Origin of the sequence: Larkinella punicea (genome assembly GCF_003334855.1) — a bacterium.
Classification (GTDB): Bacteria; Bacteroidota; Bacteroidia; order Cytophagales; family Spirosomataceae; genus Larkinella; species Larkinella punicea.
In genome coordinates this window covers 21,537-38,046 of the sequence record NZ_QOWE01000003.1, presented here as the reverse complement: position 1 = coordinate 38,046, position 16,510 = coordinate 21,537, and the positions used below count along the sequence as shown (strand labels likewise).

Genomic DNA, 16,510 nt, shown 5'->3' with positions numbered 1-16,510 from the left:
CCGCCCGGCGGTTAAGCGAAGAAAAAGAGAGTTAAGCAGAGAAAAGTAACTCTGCTTAACTCTCTTTTTCTTCGCTTAACTCCGCGAAATAACGTCAACCTGCTTATCTTTCCTGTATGTTCAAAATCTTCAGTTCATCGGCTGGATCGGGGAAGACCTATACACTGACCAAAGAATACCTCAAACTGGCACTGGGAGACCGTTCCCAATCCGGAAAAGGCTTTGAATCACACCAGTTTAAGAACATTCTGGCGGTGACCTTCACCAACGCGGCCGCCCGGGATATGAAGGACCGGATTCTGGAGCAACTCCGGAAAATTACCTCGGGCGACCTGAACTCCCAGCTTACGGAATTAGCCAGCGAGTTACAGCTTGAACCGGCTGAGCTGCAAAACCGGGCGCGGCTGACGTTCCATTCCATTCTCCACGATTACTCTTCCTTCTCCGTTCTGACCATCGACAGCTTCGTGCAGCGCGTCGTGACGGCATTCACCGACGATCTGGAATTGCCGTATAGTTTCGAGGTCGAAATGGATACCGATGCGGTTTTGCAAACAGCCATCGACCGGCTGCTGGAGAAAGTGGGGCAGGAAGATCACCCCTATTTGTCGGAAGCCCTGGAAGAATTTTACCTCGATAATGCGTCCGATGGAAAAAGCTGGTATGGCCTCGCCGGAACGCTCGCCGATTTCTCCAAAGGCCAGTTGGGCGACCGGAACTACGAGTTCGTGCAGAAACTCAAGGAACTGAATCCCGAAAATTTCCGGACCATTCGGCGCAACCTGCGCGAGAAAAACCGGGAAATTGAGACGATGATCGAGCAATTGGCCCAGCAAGGATACCAACTGATTCAGGATGCAGGTATTCCCGAAAAGGCCTTTTATTACGGCGACAAAGGCGTTGGAGCGTATTTCAAGAAGCGAACTTCGCTCTTTTCCTTTCCGGAAGATCCCAACTCGTATGTGCGGAAAGCCATCGACGACGACGTCTGGCATTCGGGCAAGAAGAATCTGACACCCGAACAGCTTCAGATTGAGGCCATTAAAGAGCAACTTCGGGACTATATTCTGCAAATCGAACGACTTCGGCAGGACAGTCTTCTGCGCTACCGGACATTCGGAGCCATCGAACAACACTTGCAGAAAGTAGCGTTACTGAAACAAATCAAGCAGGAATGTGACGATTTGTTACGCGAGCAGAACCGGATTCACATCTCGGAATTTAACCGCCTGATTGTGAAAGTGGTGACCGAAGAACCAGTTCCCTTCATCTACGAACGGCTCGGCGAGAAGTTTCACCACATCCTGATCGATGAGTTTCAGGATACATCAAAACTTCAGTTTGTTAACCTGTTACCGCTAATCGACAACAACTTAGCCTACCAACGGTTTAACCTCGCGGTGGGCGATGCGAAACAGGCCATCTACCGGTTTCGCGGGGGCGACATGGACCAGATCGTGGCCCTGCACAGCGGCAAGCTCGACTCGCTTCTGTCGGCGCACGAAACCAGTGACATGACGGTCGAACGCTTATCCGGTTTGCAACACCACCTGCAACCCGACCGGCTGGCCACCAACTGGCGCAGTGCGGAATCCATCGTGGAATTCAATAACGGTTTTTTTCGATTCATGGCTGATTTCTACGCTGATACGGATTTTCAGAAAGTGACGGAAGTATTCGATGAGCAATTCCGGCAGGCATCGGCCAAAGCCGGGGTGCTGGGTCACGTTCAGCTTGATTTTATCGAAAAACCGGATCGGTTTGCGGCTAAAAACGCGGACGGGGATGAGCCGGATTTCAACGCGCAGATGGTGGAGCGAACCCTGCAACTGATTCAGAAAGCCGTGGCCGATGGCTATCAGTACGGCGATGTAGCGGTTTTGTGCCGGTTCAAGAAAAACGCCCGGCGCATTGCCGACTACCTGGAAGCCAACGACATCCCGCTCACATCGGAAGATTCGCTAACGCTGCAATCCTCGGAACGGGTGCGGTTTCTGGTTTCGCTGCTGCAACTGCTGCACCAGCCCGAAAACCGGATGGTGCGCTACGATATGCTGTTTCTATACCACCGGCTCATCAACCCCAACCTTCCCGATGCCGCCTGGATGGAGTACATGGACAAGATGGCCAAAGCCGAAGATGAGGAAGATATTTTCGGCCTGGTTTCTAAAATCGATAAGGCCAAACTCGACCCGACGGCTTTGCAACAACTCAGTATTTATGAATTGTGCGAAAAACTGGCCGACTATTTCGACCTATACGAAAATGAACGGGACAGCGCCTATCTGTTCCGGTTCATGGACGAGGTGCTGACCTACAGCAGCCGGTACAGCAGTCACCTGACCGATTTTCTGAAATACTGGGAAACCGCCCAGGAGAAAGTGTCGGTCAGCACCCCGGCCGACCAGAATGCCGTTACGATTCAGACGATCCACAAATCGAAGGGGCTGGAATACCCAGTCGTCATCATTCCGTATGCCGACTGGTCGTATAAACCGCGCAACAACGAGACGATGTGGGCTGACCTGTGGCCATTGGGTGAGGTGGACGAACTGGCGATTCCGGGTTTGGGTCACCAGGAAATCCGGCGGCTGCAAACCGCATCGATCACCATCAAAAAAGACCTTGACGAAACACCCCTGGCGGATCAGTACCAGGATGAGTTGTACCGGACATTTGTCGAGTGCATGAATCTGGTCTATGTGGCCTTCACCCGCCCCACCGACCGGCTGTACATCATCGCGGCCAAACAGGATTTTACGCCAACGGGCAAAGACGGCGGGTTTAAAAACGCCAATGGCATCGACTTCTGGCTATATACCTATCTCACTGATCTTCGGGGCAATGCCTGTTGGGAAGAGGGAAAAATGAGCTACCCGCTGTCTGATTTTATAACCCAACCGACCAAACATTCGTTAACCTTAAGTGATTCTTTCGCGGTTTCCGTTGGCAACCGGGAAGGGACGCAACCACTGCGGCTCCGGCGCATTGAGCGGACCATCGACACCTCGGCCTTTGAAAAAAGCCGGGCTTGGTGGCAAAAAGTCTGTACGGCCCTGTCCATGATTCAGAAACCGGAGGACTCGGAACGCGCCATTCGGCGGATGGTGGCCGAGGGGCTTTTGCGGGCGTCGGAGCAGGATACGATGTGGTCGGCTTTGCAAACCGTGCTGAACCATCCCGACATCAGTCCGCTTTTCGCACCGGCAAACCGGGCTGATAACAACCGCCGGATTCTGGTCAACAACGGTTTGAACGGAAAACCGCAGCGAAACGGTCCCAACCGCGTCGTTCAGTTTCCGGGCAAAGTGGTGTTAGTCAATTATTTGACCGAAGAGTCCGATGAAAACGATCAGGCCAAAATGCGGTCTTTTATGAAACTCTACCATCAAATGGGCCATTCCACGGTGGAAGGCTGGCTGGTGTCCATTCAGGATGGCACGGTTATTAAATTGAATTAATCAGCTCAACCTATGAAATATTCGTTTTGGTTTTTATCGGTTCTTTTAGCCACGCAGGTTGCTCTTGCGCAGGAATATCCGATCACGGCCGTTCCGCTTTCGAATGTAAAAATTCAGCCCGGTTTCTGGTACAACCGGCTGGAAGCGGCCCGTAACGTCACCATTCCGCACGCGTTCCACAAAATTGAAGAAACCGGCAAACTCGACAATTTCGCCGTGGCCGGTGGTCTGAAAAAGGGGACATTCAACGGCATTCGATTCGATGAATCCGACGTGTATAAGGTCGTGGAAGGAGCCGCCTATACGCTCCAGAATAAATATGATCCCAAACTCGACCGCTACCTTGACAGCCTGATTACGCTCTTCGCGGCCGCTCAGGAACCCGACGGCTACATTTACACGATCCGAACCATTTTCAAAGACAGCACCGGTCTGAAAGACTGGATTGCCGGCCCGAGCCGGTATTCGTTCGAAAATGGCAGTCACGAACTCTATAATGTGGGGCACCTCTACGAAGCCGCCATTGCGCATTTTCAGGCGACTGGCAAACGTACATTGCTGGATGTCGCCATTAAAAATGCCAACCACCTCGTTAAAACGATTGGCCCGAAACCGGGGCAGATGATTGTGGTGCCGGGACACGAAGAGACAGAAATTGCCCTCGTTAAATTGTACCGCTTAACTGGTGAAAAAAGCTACCTCGATCTGGCCCGGTTTTTTGTCGACATGCGCGGCAGGGGCGATAAACGGTCGTTGTACCAGGATGCGCACAACCTGGGGCCAACTTATTTTCAGGACCTGAAACCGGTGGTCCAGCAAAGCGAAGCCGCTGGTCACGCCGTTCGAGCGCAATACTTATATGCGGCCATGACCGATCTGGCAGCCATTCAGCACGACCAACCGATTCTGGATGCGGTCATGAAGATTTGGGAAGATGCCACGACCCGCAAGCAGTACATCACGGGGGGCGTGGGTGCGCGTGAAAACGGCGAAGCTTTTGACGAACCGTATGTGTTGCCCAACGACGCGGCTTATGCCGAAACCTGCGCGGCCACGGCCAATTTGCTCTGGAACCACCGGTTGTTTCTGTTGACCGGTGAATCCAAATACATGGACGTTTTCGAGCGGGTGTTGTACAACGGTTTTCTGGGGGGCGTTTCGATTGAAGGCAATTCGTTTTTTTACGTCAATCCGATGTCATCGAACGGCAAAAAAGACTTTAGCAACGGCGAACCGGCCCGGCGCTCGCCCTGGTTTGGCATCAACTGCTGCCCGAGCAATGTCGCCCGGTTTTTGCCCTCACTGCCGGGCTACATCTACGCGCTGCGTAACAATGAGCTGTTTATCAACCTCTTTGCCGATAGCCAGACGGAGGTGACGATGAACGGTGTGCCGGTCAACATCCAACAGCAATCGAATTATCCGTGGGATGGCGCCATCAAAATGACGGTTTCGCCCAAAAAAGCCGTGGCCTTTCCGCTTCTGATCCGCGTTCCGGGTTGGGCCACCAACCAGCCCATGCCGGGGGATCTATATCGGTATGTGACGCAAAACGCACCTTTGGTTAAGCTGACCATCAATGGAAAAGTGACGCCGGTTTCGGTTGAAAAAGGCTATCTAAAATTGTACAGAACCTGGAAAACCGGTGATGTGCTGACGCTAACGTTCGATATGCCGGTTCGCGAAGTAGTGGCGAATGAGAAAGTGAAAGCGACCAAAGGGAAAGTGGCCATTGAGCGGGGACCCATTGTGTATTGCGCCGAAGGAGTGGACAACAACGGGCAGGCACTCTCAATCACGACCACTGGCAATCAATCTTTTACGCCTGAATACCGAAAAGAGTTGCTGGGTGGCATAACGGTTTTAAAATCGGCGGGAGCAAAACCAATTACCCTGATTCCGTATTATGCCTGGAACAACCGGGGCACTACGGAAATGGCAGTTTGGTTTGGTTCAATAGGAAAATAACAGGATTTGAAAAATTGGCGCGCTATTTTCCAGCGTTGAGGATTCGGTCAACTTAGACGTAGCGAATTATAAAAAGTAACGCCGGAAGCGTTACTTTTTTATTTTATTATTTTTCGGAGTCAGTTTACACCCAATTTCTTGCCGAAGAAACTTACCGAAAACTGCTAGCGTTGACCGGAAAAGAACCGTCAGAAATCCGCATGAATGTCATTGTCCAGGAACCGCCCGAATCCCTCCGCCTGTTCGTTCACAAACTCTGGCACATTTCAGCGGATCATATCGATCAACAGGATATTTGCCTGCCCGTTTTGCAGTACGAGTTGATGTTCAATTTTTCGGAACACTTCTCGGTCAGCGATCCGAACGAGGCTCTGATTATTGAAGACGAGGAAAACTGGGTCAGCGGGTTATATACGCGCCCGCAACGCACCATAACGTCGGGCAAGCACGAAACCTTCGGCGTTTTTTTGAAACCCTGGGCCTTGCAATCGCTGACGGGAATTCCAGCGTCGGAACTCACCAATCAAATTGCTCCGGGTAATACGGTTTTCTGCCGGTCAATAAACGAGCTAAATGGACGGATGCGGGACGCATTAACCGCCGGTGAGAAACTGGCCCTGCTCGAACGGTTTTTGACCAAACGCCTGACCGACAGAGACATTCCGGCTTATTTAGTTTATGCGGTCGACTTTTTGCAGCGAAGCCGCTGGCACGATGGAATCATTAAAGCGCTGGCCCAGGACCTGCGAATCAGTCCAAAATCGCTCACGCTGGCGTTTAAAAAGCACATCGGCATCTCACCCGGGCGGTTTTTGCACCTGCGACTGCTCAACGATCTTGCGAGCGATTTAGCCCAAAAACCGCATCAGTCGCTCACGGAACTCGCCCACCAACACGGTTTTTTCGATCAGGCCCATCTGAATCACCTCTTTAAATCCCTGACCAATCTGACTCCGGGCGACTACCGAAACCATGTTCTGGCGGGTGCCATCGACCCCGCATCACCCTGTTACATCCGGGCATCAGCCGATCACGGGTAATTTTTATACAATTCTCCGAAGCGGCTGTCGCGTACTTTTGCCTCAAAAAACAAATACAATGAGAAAGGTAAAATTGTACATCGCGACGAGTTTAGACAGTTACATTGCCGGACCGAACGGCGAAATCGATTGGTTGTTTACCGAGGGAGAGTTTGGATACGACGCGTTTATGGAAACCGTCGATACGACACTAATGGGGTATGAAACGTACAAATTGATCGAAACCTTTGGTGATTTTCCGTACAAATCCCAGACAAACTATGTTTTTACCCGAAACCCAAATCGACCCGAAGCAGCTTATGTGCAATTTATCGCAAGTGATGTGGTGGCATTTGTTCAGGCATTGAAACAGCAGGCCGGGAAAGACATTTTTCTGGTGGGCGGAGGCCAGATCAACGCCCTCTTACTCGAAGCCGGGCTGATCGACGAACTTCAGGTATTTGTCCATCCGATTATTCTGGGAAAAGGCATTCCGATGTTCCAGGCAACGGAAAAATCACATCCCTGGCAGTTGGTGGAAACCAAAACCTATGAGCGGGGACTCGTGGAGTTGCATTATGTAAAAGGCTAAGCATTTCAATTCGCCTGAAAACAAATGAATCATAAATGAAAAATGATGAATGTAAAATGTTAAAGTGCTGGTCCGGCCAATCCTTTAACATTTTACATTCATCATTTTTCATTTATGATTTCTAGTAAAACTTATTGTACTGTCCGCTCCGCTTTTTTCTCCAGCACCTTTTCTTCTTTGGCGGCTTCCAGGCGCAACTTGCCGTTTTGGCGTTCAAATACGTTGAAGAGAACCATGAAGTAGGCCAGCAAAAGCGGTCCAATGACCAGACCCAGAATGCCAAAAATGGGTACGCCCAGCACAATACCGGTTAAGGTTACGAACGGGTGAACATCGCCCATGCGCTTGGCCAGCATGACCCGAAGCAGGTTGTCGACGTTGATGATCACCACGGCTCCCACCACCAAAATACCGATTCCGTCACCGGTATTGCCCTGTGAAATCATCAGAATACCGGCGGGTCCCCAGACAATCGGCGTTCCGAGAATTGGTATAAAAGCAAAAAAGAAAGCGACCGTACCCCAGAAAACCGCGTCGGGCACCCCGAAAATCCAGAGGGTCAACCCGGTCAGAATCGACTGAACCAGAGAAACCAGTGCCTGCCCCAGAATATTGGCATTCACCATATTTTTCAGATCCTCCCCCAGTTCATCGAGCGTGTCATCTTCAAAAGGCAGGTATTTACGCAAACCCTTCAGGAATTTTTCTTCCTCCATGAAAATGAAGTACAAGCCGACGTAGAGCAACCCCAGCGAAATAATAACATCCAGCGTGCCACTCAAAATGGAAGGAAACTGCTGACTGGCAAAACCGGCACTCTGCTTCACCAGATTCTTGATGTTGGTCTGATCGGTCAGTTGAATCCCGGTGGCTTTTTCCAGTTTTTCGATCAATTGCAGAATTTGGTCGGTGTGCTGGCTGTAATACTGAATCCGGTTGATGAGCAATAGGCTCAGTGCCAGAAACGGCATGATAATTACCACAACCGAAAAAAGAATGAGTAAAATGGTGACCAGCAAGCGGTTCCATTTTCGTTTGTGAACCAGATTGGTGAACCAGGGACGAAAAATGACGTAAATAATTCCGGAACCAAGCAGGGCAATGGTGTATTGACGCAGTCCAATCAAGATAAAACCGGCAATAACAACCAGACTGATAATTAAGAGAACACGCTGCTGTTTGGGGGTATAAATGGTGGCCATCGGTTGTTGAAAAAGATATCTACCCAATTAACACCACTCCCCTCGGTTTTTGTTTTGGCAAATTGGAATAAGATCACCTTTGGAATGAATTTCTCTTTCAGTCCAGCCCTACCGACAGCCCTTTAGGGAATTACTGGACTCGCAACAGCTTGGCATTAATGGCAACAACAATGGTTGATGCACTCATCAGAATGGCTCCCATCGCCGGGCTAAGCATAAACGTTGGATACAGAACGCCTGCGGCCAAGGGAATAGCAATTACATTGTAGCCAACGGCCCATGCCAGGTTTTGCACCATTTTCCGGTACGTAGCCCGCCCAAACGTGATCATTTGCACCACATCCATCGGATCACTGTTGACCAGAATAATATCGGCGGTTTCGGCGGCTACATCCGTACCGGAGCCAATGGCAATGCCCACATCGGCCTGTGCCAGTGCCGGCGCATCATTCACCCCGTCGCCGGTCATGGCAACCACCTCTCCTTTCTCCTGAAATGCCCTGACTTTGTCCTGCTTTTCGTGGGGTAGAACGTTCGCCAGATACCCATCCATCTGTAGCTTTTTACTGACTGCTTCGGCAATTTTCTCGTTGTCGCCCGTCAACAGGAAGGTTTTGATGTTCATTTTTTTCAAGGCTGCTACCGCTTCGGCTGCATTTTCCCGGAGACTATCGGCAAACGTGATCAGACCCGCCAACTTTCCGTCAACCAGAATAAAATTGACGGTATCGGTCGCCTGATCGACCTGGTCGGGAATGGTGGGGACAGCCTGGCTTTCCTGTTTAAAATAATTGGGGCCGACCGCCATTACTTTTCTTTCGTTTACAATCCCCATCACCCCGACTCCCGGCAGGTAGGTAAAATCGGTTGAAGGCCACAGGTCCAGCTTCTTTTCTTTCAGTTTTCGGATCACCCCGTGCGCGATGTGGTGTTCGGAATTTTGCTGGATCGCTGCGGCAAATTGCAGGATCTGGTCGTCCGAAAACTGCTTGTCCTGCGCGATGATCGCCTGGACTTCATGAGACCCTTTGGTCAACGTCCCGGTTTTATCGAAAATGATCATGGTAAGATTCCGGGCATTTTCAAACGCCGTACGGTTTCGGATCAGGAGCCCGTGCGTGGCCGAAAGGGTGGTTGAAATCGCGATAACCAGCGGAATCGCAACCCCCAAAGCGTGTGGGCAGGACGTTACCATCACCGTTACCATGCGTTCCAGCGCAAAGGCGAGGCTTTGACTACCCGTGTACCAAACGACAAATGTCAGGATGCCGACACTGATGGAAATCAACGTAAGCCACTTCGCTACCGTGTCGGCCAGATTCTGGGTATTCGATTTGGCTCCCTGCGCATTCCTGACCATTTTAATTACTTTTTGCAAATACGTATCGTCACCGGCTCCCGTAACCTGGATTTTCAGAACCCCGTCCGTATTGATTCCCCCGCCGATGACCTTATCCGCTTTCTGTTTCTGCACCGGAACACTTTCGCCGGTTAGCATACTTTCATTCACATACGAAGTCCCTTCCAGAATCAGCCCGTCGGCCGGGATCTTTTCTCCCGGTTTTACCAGCAACACATCGCCGGAGTGCAGGTCTTTCAAGGCGATGTCGATTACCTGATTGTCTCTTTCCACATGGACGATTGAAGGCAGCAAAGCCACCAGGGATTCCAGCGCGCGCGAAGCCGCCATCTGGGACTTCATTTCCAGCCAGTGCCCAAGCAACATGATGTCGATCAGGGTAGCCAGCTCCCAAAAAAAGTCCATGCCCTCCAGGCCAAAAACCACCGCCACACTGTATCCGAAGGCCGTCGTAATCGCTACGGCCACCAGCGTCATCATCCCCAGGTTTTTGTTTTTAAGCTCCCCGACCAGGCCCGTCAGAAAAGGCCATCCGCCATAAAAATACAGGAAGCTGCTCAGGATCATGAGCATATACGTATCACCGGAAAACCGCCAGTGGAATCCTGCCCAGTGCTGGATCATGGGCGACAACAAAAGAACGGGAACGGTGACGACCAGACATACCCAGAAACGCTTCAGGAAATCGCCGGTGTGGTGACCAGCGTGTTTATCATGACCGGCATGGTCGTCCATGGGTTTGGCGGAATGCGCATGCAAAGCCGTTTCCTTTTGCATGTCGTGATGATGTTCGTGGTGATGTTCCATCTTCTTTCGGTTTATGAAAGACCTGCCCGTGGTCAATAATTCAGAGTGACCCCTACGCCAAATCCCATATCGCTGTCATAATGGGCCGACACGCCACTGTTTTTCGTGAGAATATACCGAAATCCGGCCATATATTCCTTATCGGTGTTTGCCATCAGACTCATTCGCAGGCGTTTGGAAACCGGAATATCCATCCGTTCCAGTTGAAAGCGGACATTGCCGTCGGTGAAAACCTCGGCTTGGGCCACCACCAGCATCGGCAGGGTGTAGTTGATCCCGGCACTGAAAACCGCTCGCTGATCTTTGGTATTTTGCTGGCCGAACAGATTGCGCTCGACTTCGTCCATCCCCATTTTTCGATACCGCCAGTCGAAACCGATGAAGGGCATCAACCACTGCATTTTGCCCAGATAGCGTCCAATGTGGGTTTCGGTTTCATAGCCATGATGGTCGTTATAGCCCAGTCGCCATTCGGTGCCAACACTCCAGCGGGTATTTTGCAGCATCGCTTGCCCGTCGTTTCCATTGGTCGCAAAATCGTTTTCGGCCATGAAATGAAATGCCCGGTCGTCGGCAAATAGTTTGCGCCGGGCTAACTTCGGGTTGGGGATTTCCGGATTGGGAGGAGAATTTTCGTAGGAAAAAACCCGGCCCATTCCGCTCATCATGTGGTACAGAATATGACAATGGAAAAACCAGTCACCACTTTCGGTGGCGGCAAATTCGAGGGTGTCGGTTTCCATCGGCATGATGTCGATGACGTTTTTCAGCGGAGCCTGTTCCCCCTGTCCATTAATCACTCTGAAATCGTGACCATGCAGGTGCATCGGGTGGCGCATCATGGAATTATTATAAATCACCATCCGAACATTTTCCCCTTTCCTGATCAGGATTTTGTCCGTTTCAGAAACCACCCGGTTATCCAGACTCCAGACATACCGGTTCATATTTCCCGTTAGCACAAACCGCAGTTCCCTGACCGGTGCCTTGCCGGGGAGAGACGTTTTAACCGGCGATTTGAGCATCGCATAGTTCAAGGTGGTAATCGCCGATAACGCGTTGCTGTTATACCGGTTAGGATGGGCATTTTCCTTGCTCATTCCATCCGTTTGCTGTGATTGTTGCGCCATTTTTCCGTTGGCCGACCCGGTAATTTCAGGATACATGACCACGTTCATATCCATCTGGTTGAGACTCATGTTCATACCCATATCATCCAGATTACCGTTCATTTTCATCATGCCGTTCATCATCTTCATCCCCTCGAAATAGTGTAATTTCGGCAGGGGCGATGCGAGTTGTTTCACGCCTTCACCGAGGTACAACGAGGCCGAGCGAGTCCGGTCTTCGGAGGTTACCAGAAATTCATACGCCGTTGGGCGGGAGTCGGCATTTCCCGCCGGAATGGTAACGATGACGTCGTAGGTTTCGGAAACGGCAATAATCAACCGGTCGACTTCCACGGGTTCCACCTCGTTGCCATCGTTGGCTACCACCGTCATTTTTCCACCCGCATAGGTAAGCCAGAAATACGTGGAGGCTCCTCCGTTCGAAATCCGCAAACGCACCCGATCACCGGCTTTGAACTGCGAAAGCTGACTTTCGTTTTTTCCGTTGATCAAAAACTGGTGGTAGTAGACATCGCTGACATCCATGGCGTTCATCCGCTTCCACTCATTGACTACTTTGGTCTTAAAATAGCCCTGCCTAATCGCTTCCCAATAGCTTTGTGTCGTTCCCTTTTTGATAGCAAACCAATCACTGGCATTGTGCAGCAGCCGGTGAACATTGTTGGGGTTCATATCAGTCCACTCACTCAGCATGACCGGAACCGTCGGGATGGTCGGCTCTTTTTTCTTGTTGAGAATCATAGAACCATACATGCCAAGTTGTTCCTGCAAACCGGTGTGGCTGTGGTACCAGTGGGTGCCGTTCTGAATAATGGGAAACCGGTATAAGTGGGTCGTGTGGGGCTTGATCGGCATTTGGGTCATATTGGGTACACCGTCGTACCGGTTGGGCAAAAACAGCCCGTGCCAGTGCAGGGACGTCTCCTCATTCAGGTCGTTATGGACGTAAATTTCGGCCGTGTCGCCCTCGGTGAAGGTGAGCGTCGGCATCGGGATTTGCCCGTTCACGGCAATGGCCCTTTTGGGTTTCCCGGTAAAATTGACGGTTGTATCCTTTACGTACAGGTCGTACCGTATTACTTTTTGAGCCTGCGCCGGACGAAAGGCAAGCAGAAACAGGCTGAAGACAAGAAGCAGCCTTCCAGCCGGATTTTTACCAAAATCCATCGTATGTTTTCTGTAAAGGAGGAAAGAAAAGGCTGTTCCACCCACGAGCAAAGCGATTGCACTGCCACGAATGGACAGACAAAGCAATGGAGTTGGAACAGCCCGGTTTTATTTGATGGTTTCGGTCGTTTTACCACAGCTCAGCATCTGTGCGCCGTAATAGGGGTTTTTCACTGCCGGGATTTTGCTCAGCCAGTTAGCCCCTTTTCCGTCATTAAACATGGGGCAATGCTGGTAATAAACTGTTTCCGATGGTTTTCCGGCCTTGATGAGTTTGTACATATTCTCGGAAAGCGAGGTGAAATGGTCTCTCTGGTGGCTTACCTCTTTGGTTTCTTCGATGTGCTCCGCGTCCAGATCGAGGTCTTTCATCACCTTCATCCAGACCGTGTGTTGCTCCGTACTCAACTGCCCCATTTTCACCGCTTTAATGGCCTTCACCAGAACGGCGGCCTGGGCCGAAGCAGCCTTTCCGTCCGAATTGACCAGGGCGTCTTTCACCGAGAAATACGCTTCCAAAACCGGTTTCAAAGGATCCGAACCAGCCGTTTCGACCGGAGAGGCCGGTGCCGACTCCTGGTGATGAGCAGGCGCATTTTTGGCAACCTGTGCTTCTTTTTTACCAGCCCGGGCAGTCCGGCAGCAATCCGTCAGTTTTGCATAGGCATCGTCAGGCGCCAAATACTGTTGATTGTCGTAGCCAGCGAGTGCGATTTTTTTCAGGATGGCATCCACCGACGTCTTCTTCGGATCATAGGTAATGGAGGCCACTTTTGTACTTACATCCCAGCTTGCTTCTGAGGTGTTTTTCTGAAAAGCGGCCGCTTCAATGCCATCTTTGCACATGGAGCAGGCACCCGGGATTTTTACCTGTTCGGTTACGGCATTTTTGATGGCTGCCTGCGACAGAAATGACGCTAGCAATAGCATGATTGCCATCCCTATTTTCAGTGATTTCATGGTAATAGTCGTTAAGTTCAGTAAACAAGTCATTGTCAGTAAATTAAAATGCGGTCTTTCATAAACAGGACTTACGTCTGATAACCCCTAAATCCCCTAAAGGGGACTTGGACACAGCTTAATCTGAGTGCTAAAAGTCCCCTTTAGGGGATTTAGGGGCAAAAGCGAAAGTCCTAATCAATGACCTAAGAACCAGCGTGGTCAAATTTTCACGTTACAAAGATCGGCGATTCATTTCCCGCTTTTCGTACAGAATTATGGAAACCCTGTACATAATAATGGACTCACCCGCCTTTTCAGCAAGTGAGTCCAAAGTCAGTTTCGCTCAGAAAATCAATTCATTTCTCCCTTCACATCGTCGTTATTGACCGACTTGCTTTTCTTCTTTTTCTCTTCAAACGTCATTTTACCGATGCGATACGAGAAGGTCACCTTCACATTCTGGTTGTACAGATTCATCACGCTGGTCTGGGAAAGCAGGGGAGAATCGAGCGTCGTGCGCATTTTGACTCCATTCCCCAGGAAGTTTTCAGCCGCCAGCCCAATGCTGCCGCGCTTGTTGGCGAAATCCTTTTTCACACCCAGCGAATACATGTACATCCCGCCCATCGTTCCCTGCAACTGCGGCTGTGGACTGCGGTAAAATCCGAATCCCTGAATCCCCCAGCCTTTGTTGAGCGTCCACTGCGACATCAGCCGTCCACCGATGCTTAAACCCTGATTACTAATCTGCTGCGAGCGTCCGTCGACTCCGGCCGTCATACCCTGCATGTATACATAATAACCGTCCAAACCGCCGTTGATGCTCCATTTGGATGTCAGATTGGTGTTAAAAAACAGGTTGGCTCCGAAGGTCCGCTGCACGCCGATGTTCTGAAACGTCGTGATGATGCTCCCCGCCAGTGTATCCGATGGCAGCCGGATTTGCGTCAGGGCGTTGTTGGTCAGACGTCCGAACAAGGCGGCATTCAGGTATGTTTTCTTGATGGTCGAGCTGATGCTCAGTTCCACGTTGTCCGTCAATTCCGGGCGCAGGGTTGGATTTCCGACGCTGATGTTCTGCGGATTGGCCGCGTTGGGGTTCGGGTTCAACTGTTGCAAACCGGGCCGCTGAATCCGGCGGTTGTAGGCGGCTTTGACCGTTGCCCCTCCTTTCAAACTCTTCGACACATTGATACTCGGCACCAGGTTGCTGTAACTCGGAATCGCCAAAGGGGTCGTTCCATTGCTGGTGGCCGTGATGCCGGTGTGTTCGTAGCGCGTCCCGACTTTGAAGGTATATTTTGTAGGCGTTACGTAGGTATACGACACGTAACCCGCTCCGATATTTTGCGAATAATTAAGTGAACCGGATGGGTTGGTCGGGTCAAAAATCAGGTCGCCGGTGGTGCCGCCCACCTGATATTGATAGCGGCTATCGACCTGACGCATAATCGCTTTCGCGCCAAATTCCAGCAACTGGTTCTTCTGAATCGGCGTTTGGTAGTCGGTTTGGAGGGTAATTTCCTGATTCGTGTTGTTATTCAGGTTCCGTTGGCGGGCGGTCAATTCTCCGCCATTGTTCAGCAGGTCAGCGTAAAAATTATTCACTAAACCGGTGCGGCTGTATTGCGTCGAAATGCTCCACTCCTGCTGCGGTTTGAACGTGCGGATGTAATCCAGGTTGATATCCACCGAGTTTGACAAATCTTTCCGGTCGACATCGCGGTTGGTTTTGCCCAGCAGCGAATCCCCGAAATAGGTGCTGGTCAACTGGTTCTGCTCCTGAACAAAATTGCGGGTACCATACCGGATATTTGCCGTCAAAGACTGGTTTTTAGCCAGATCGTAATCCAGACCCAGCGTATATTGTCCGAAAAGCGGTTTATCGAAAGCTGTAGCCTGCTGGCTGGTCCGCATCGGGACGCCACCGATCAGCGTCGTCTGGTCGAGGCTCGACGACGCCCGGTTGTAGAAAGCCCGGCCAAAACCGCCCAGACTGATGCCTAATTTCCCCTGCCGATACGACCCGTTCAGTCCCAGATTCGAACCGCGAATTCCGGCTCCGGCGTCGACGTTCAGCGTCAAACCGTGTAGCGTATTCTTTTTGGTGACAATGTTGATGATCCCGGCGGCTCCCTCCGCATCGTACTTGGCCGACGGGCTGGTGATCACCTCCACGGATTTGATCATGTCGGCGGGTAATTGCTTGAGCGCATCGGCCACGCTGCTGGCAACGATGGTCGACGGTTTGTTGTTGATCAGCACCCGGATGTTCTGGCTACCCCGCAGACTCACGTTGCCGTCCAGATCCACCGACAGCATCGGAACCCGTTTCAGCACATCAGTGGCATCACCGCCTTTGGTCGTGACGTCTTTGTCGGCATTGTACACCAGCCGGTCCACTTTCTCTTCAATCATGGGTGCCTGTCCGGTAATGACCACTTCGTTCAACTGGCGAACATCGGGCTGAAGTTGCACATTTCCCACATTCAAATCCGTGCCTTTGGCAATGGTAATCGTTTTGGAATCCGTGTTTTTGTAGCCAATGAAAGAGTACTGAAGGCGGTATTGACCGGGGGCCAGTTTGGTCAGAGAGAACTTCCCTTTTTCGTCCGAGGTCGTTCCGTCAATGGGCTTGTTGGTGGCGGGATTGATCAGCGCAATGGTGGCGAACTCGACCGGTTTTCCCGACGTCGAGTCGATCAGAATACCGGATATTTTGCCATTGCCCTTGGGCGCATCCTCGGCTACACCCGTAAATTCTTTCTTCTTCTTTTCGTCCTGACCGCCGAAGCTACCCCCCGGAGGGCCACCCCCGGGAGGGCCAAACTGGGCCATGGCAGCCGAGAGACCAGTGAAGAG

At 51.2% G+C, this 16,510-nt stretch carries 9 protein-coding genes; 4 read left to right on the top strand and 5 right to left on the bottom strand.

Going from position 1 to position 16,510, the window contains the following annotated elements:
• Positions 1-116 precede the first annotated feature (116 nt).
• The 4 genes from DUE52_RS03685 to DUE52_RS03670 all read left to right on the top strand — a co-directional run bounded on the left by DUE52_RS03685 (position 117) and on the right by DUE52_RS03670 (position 7,040).
• Positions 117-3,461 (top strand): UvrD-helicase domain-containing protein, encoded by a 3,345-nt coding sequence (locus DUE52_RS03685; RefSeq protein WP_114404622.1) that lies wholly within the window; start codon positions 117-119, stop codon positions 3,459-3,461.
• 12 nt (positions 3,462-3,473) lie between these two features.
• Positions 3,474-5,429: a glycoside hydrolase family 127 protein gene (locus DUE52_RS03680; RefSeq protein ID WP_114404621.1), complete on the top strand. Its 1,956-nt coding sequence runs from the start codon at positions 3,474-3,476 to the stop codon at positions 5,427-5,429.
• Positions 5,430-5,629: 200 nt separating this feature from the next.
• The gene (locus tag DUE52_RS03675; protein WP_133299752.1) at positions 5,630-6,469 is read left to right on the top strand and encodes an AraC family transcriptional regulator; all 840 of its coding nucleotides are present in this window, start codon (positions 5,630-5,632) and stop codon (positions 6,467-6,469) included.
• Positions 6,470-6,527: 58 nt separating this feature from the next.
• Entirely contained in the window at positions 6,528-7,040 is a 513-nt protein-coding gene (locus tag DUE52_RS03670; protein WP_114404619.1) for a dihydrofolate reductase family protein, read from the top strand.
• A gap of 131 nt (positions 7,041-7,171) precedes the next feature.
• Here DUE52_RS03670 and DUE52_RS03665 read toward each other — a convergent pair whose 3' ends face one another.
• From DUE52_RS03665 to DUE52_RS03645, 5 genes are all read right to left on the bottom strand, one after another.
• Entirely contained in the window at positions 7,172-8,242 is a 1,071-nt protein-coding gene (locus DUE52_RS03665; RefSeq protein WP_114404618.1) for an AI-2E family transporter, read from the bottom strand.
• A gap of 130 nt (positions 8,243-8,372) precedes the next feature.
• Positions 8,373-10,379, bottom strand: a complete 2,007-nt coding sequence (locus DUE52_RS03660; protein WP_229312057.1) for a copper-translocating P-type ATPase — start codon at positions 10,377-10,379, stop codon at positions 8,373-8,375.
• 62 nt (positions 10,380-10,441) lie between these two features.
• Positions 10,442-12,706: a multicopper oxidase domain-containing protein gene (locus tag DUE52_RS03655; RefSeq protein WP_114404616.1), complete on the bottom strand. Its 2,265-nt coding sequence runs from the start codon at positions 12,704-12,706 to the stop codon at positions 10,442-10,444.
• A gap of 108 nt (positions 12,707-12,814) precedes the next feature.
• Complete coding sequence (locus DUE52_RS03650) at positions 12,815-13,666, bottom strand: DUF3347 domain-containing protein (protein WP_114404615.1); 852 nt, start codon at positions 13,664-13,666, stop codon at positions 12,815-12,817.
• A gap of 333 nt (positions 13,667-13,999) precedes the next feature.
• On the bottom strand, positions 14,000-16,486 hold the full coding sequence (locus tag DUE52_RS03645; protein WP_114404919.1) for a TonB-dependent receptor: 2,487 nt from the start codon (positions 16,484-16,486) through the stop codon (positions 14,000-14,002).
• Positions 16,487-16,510 lie beyond the last annotated feature (24 nt).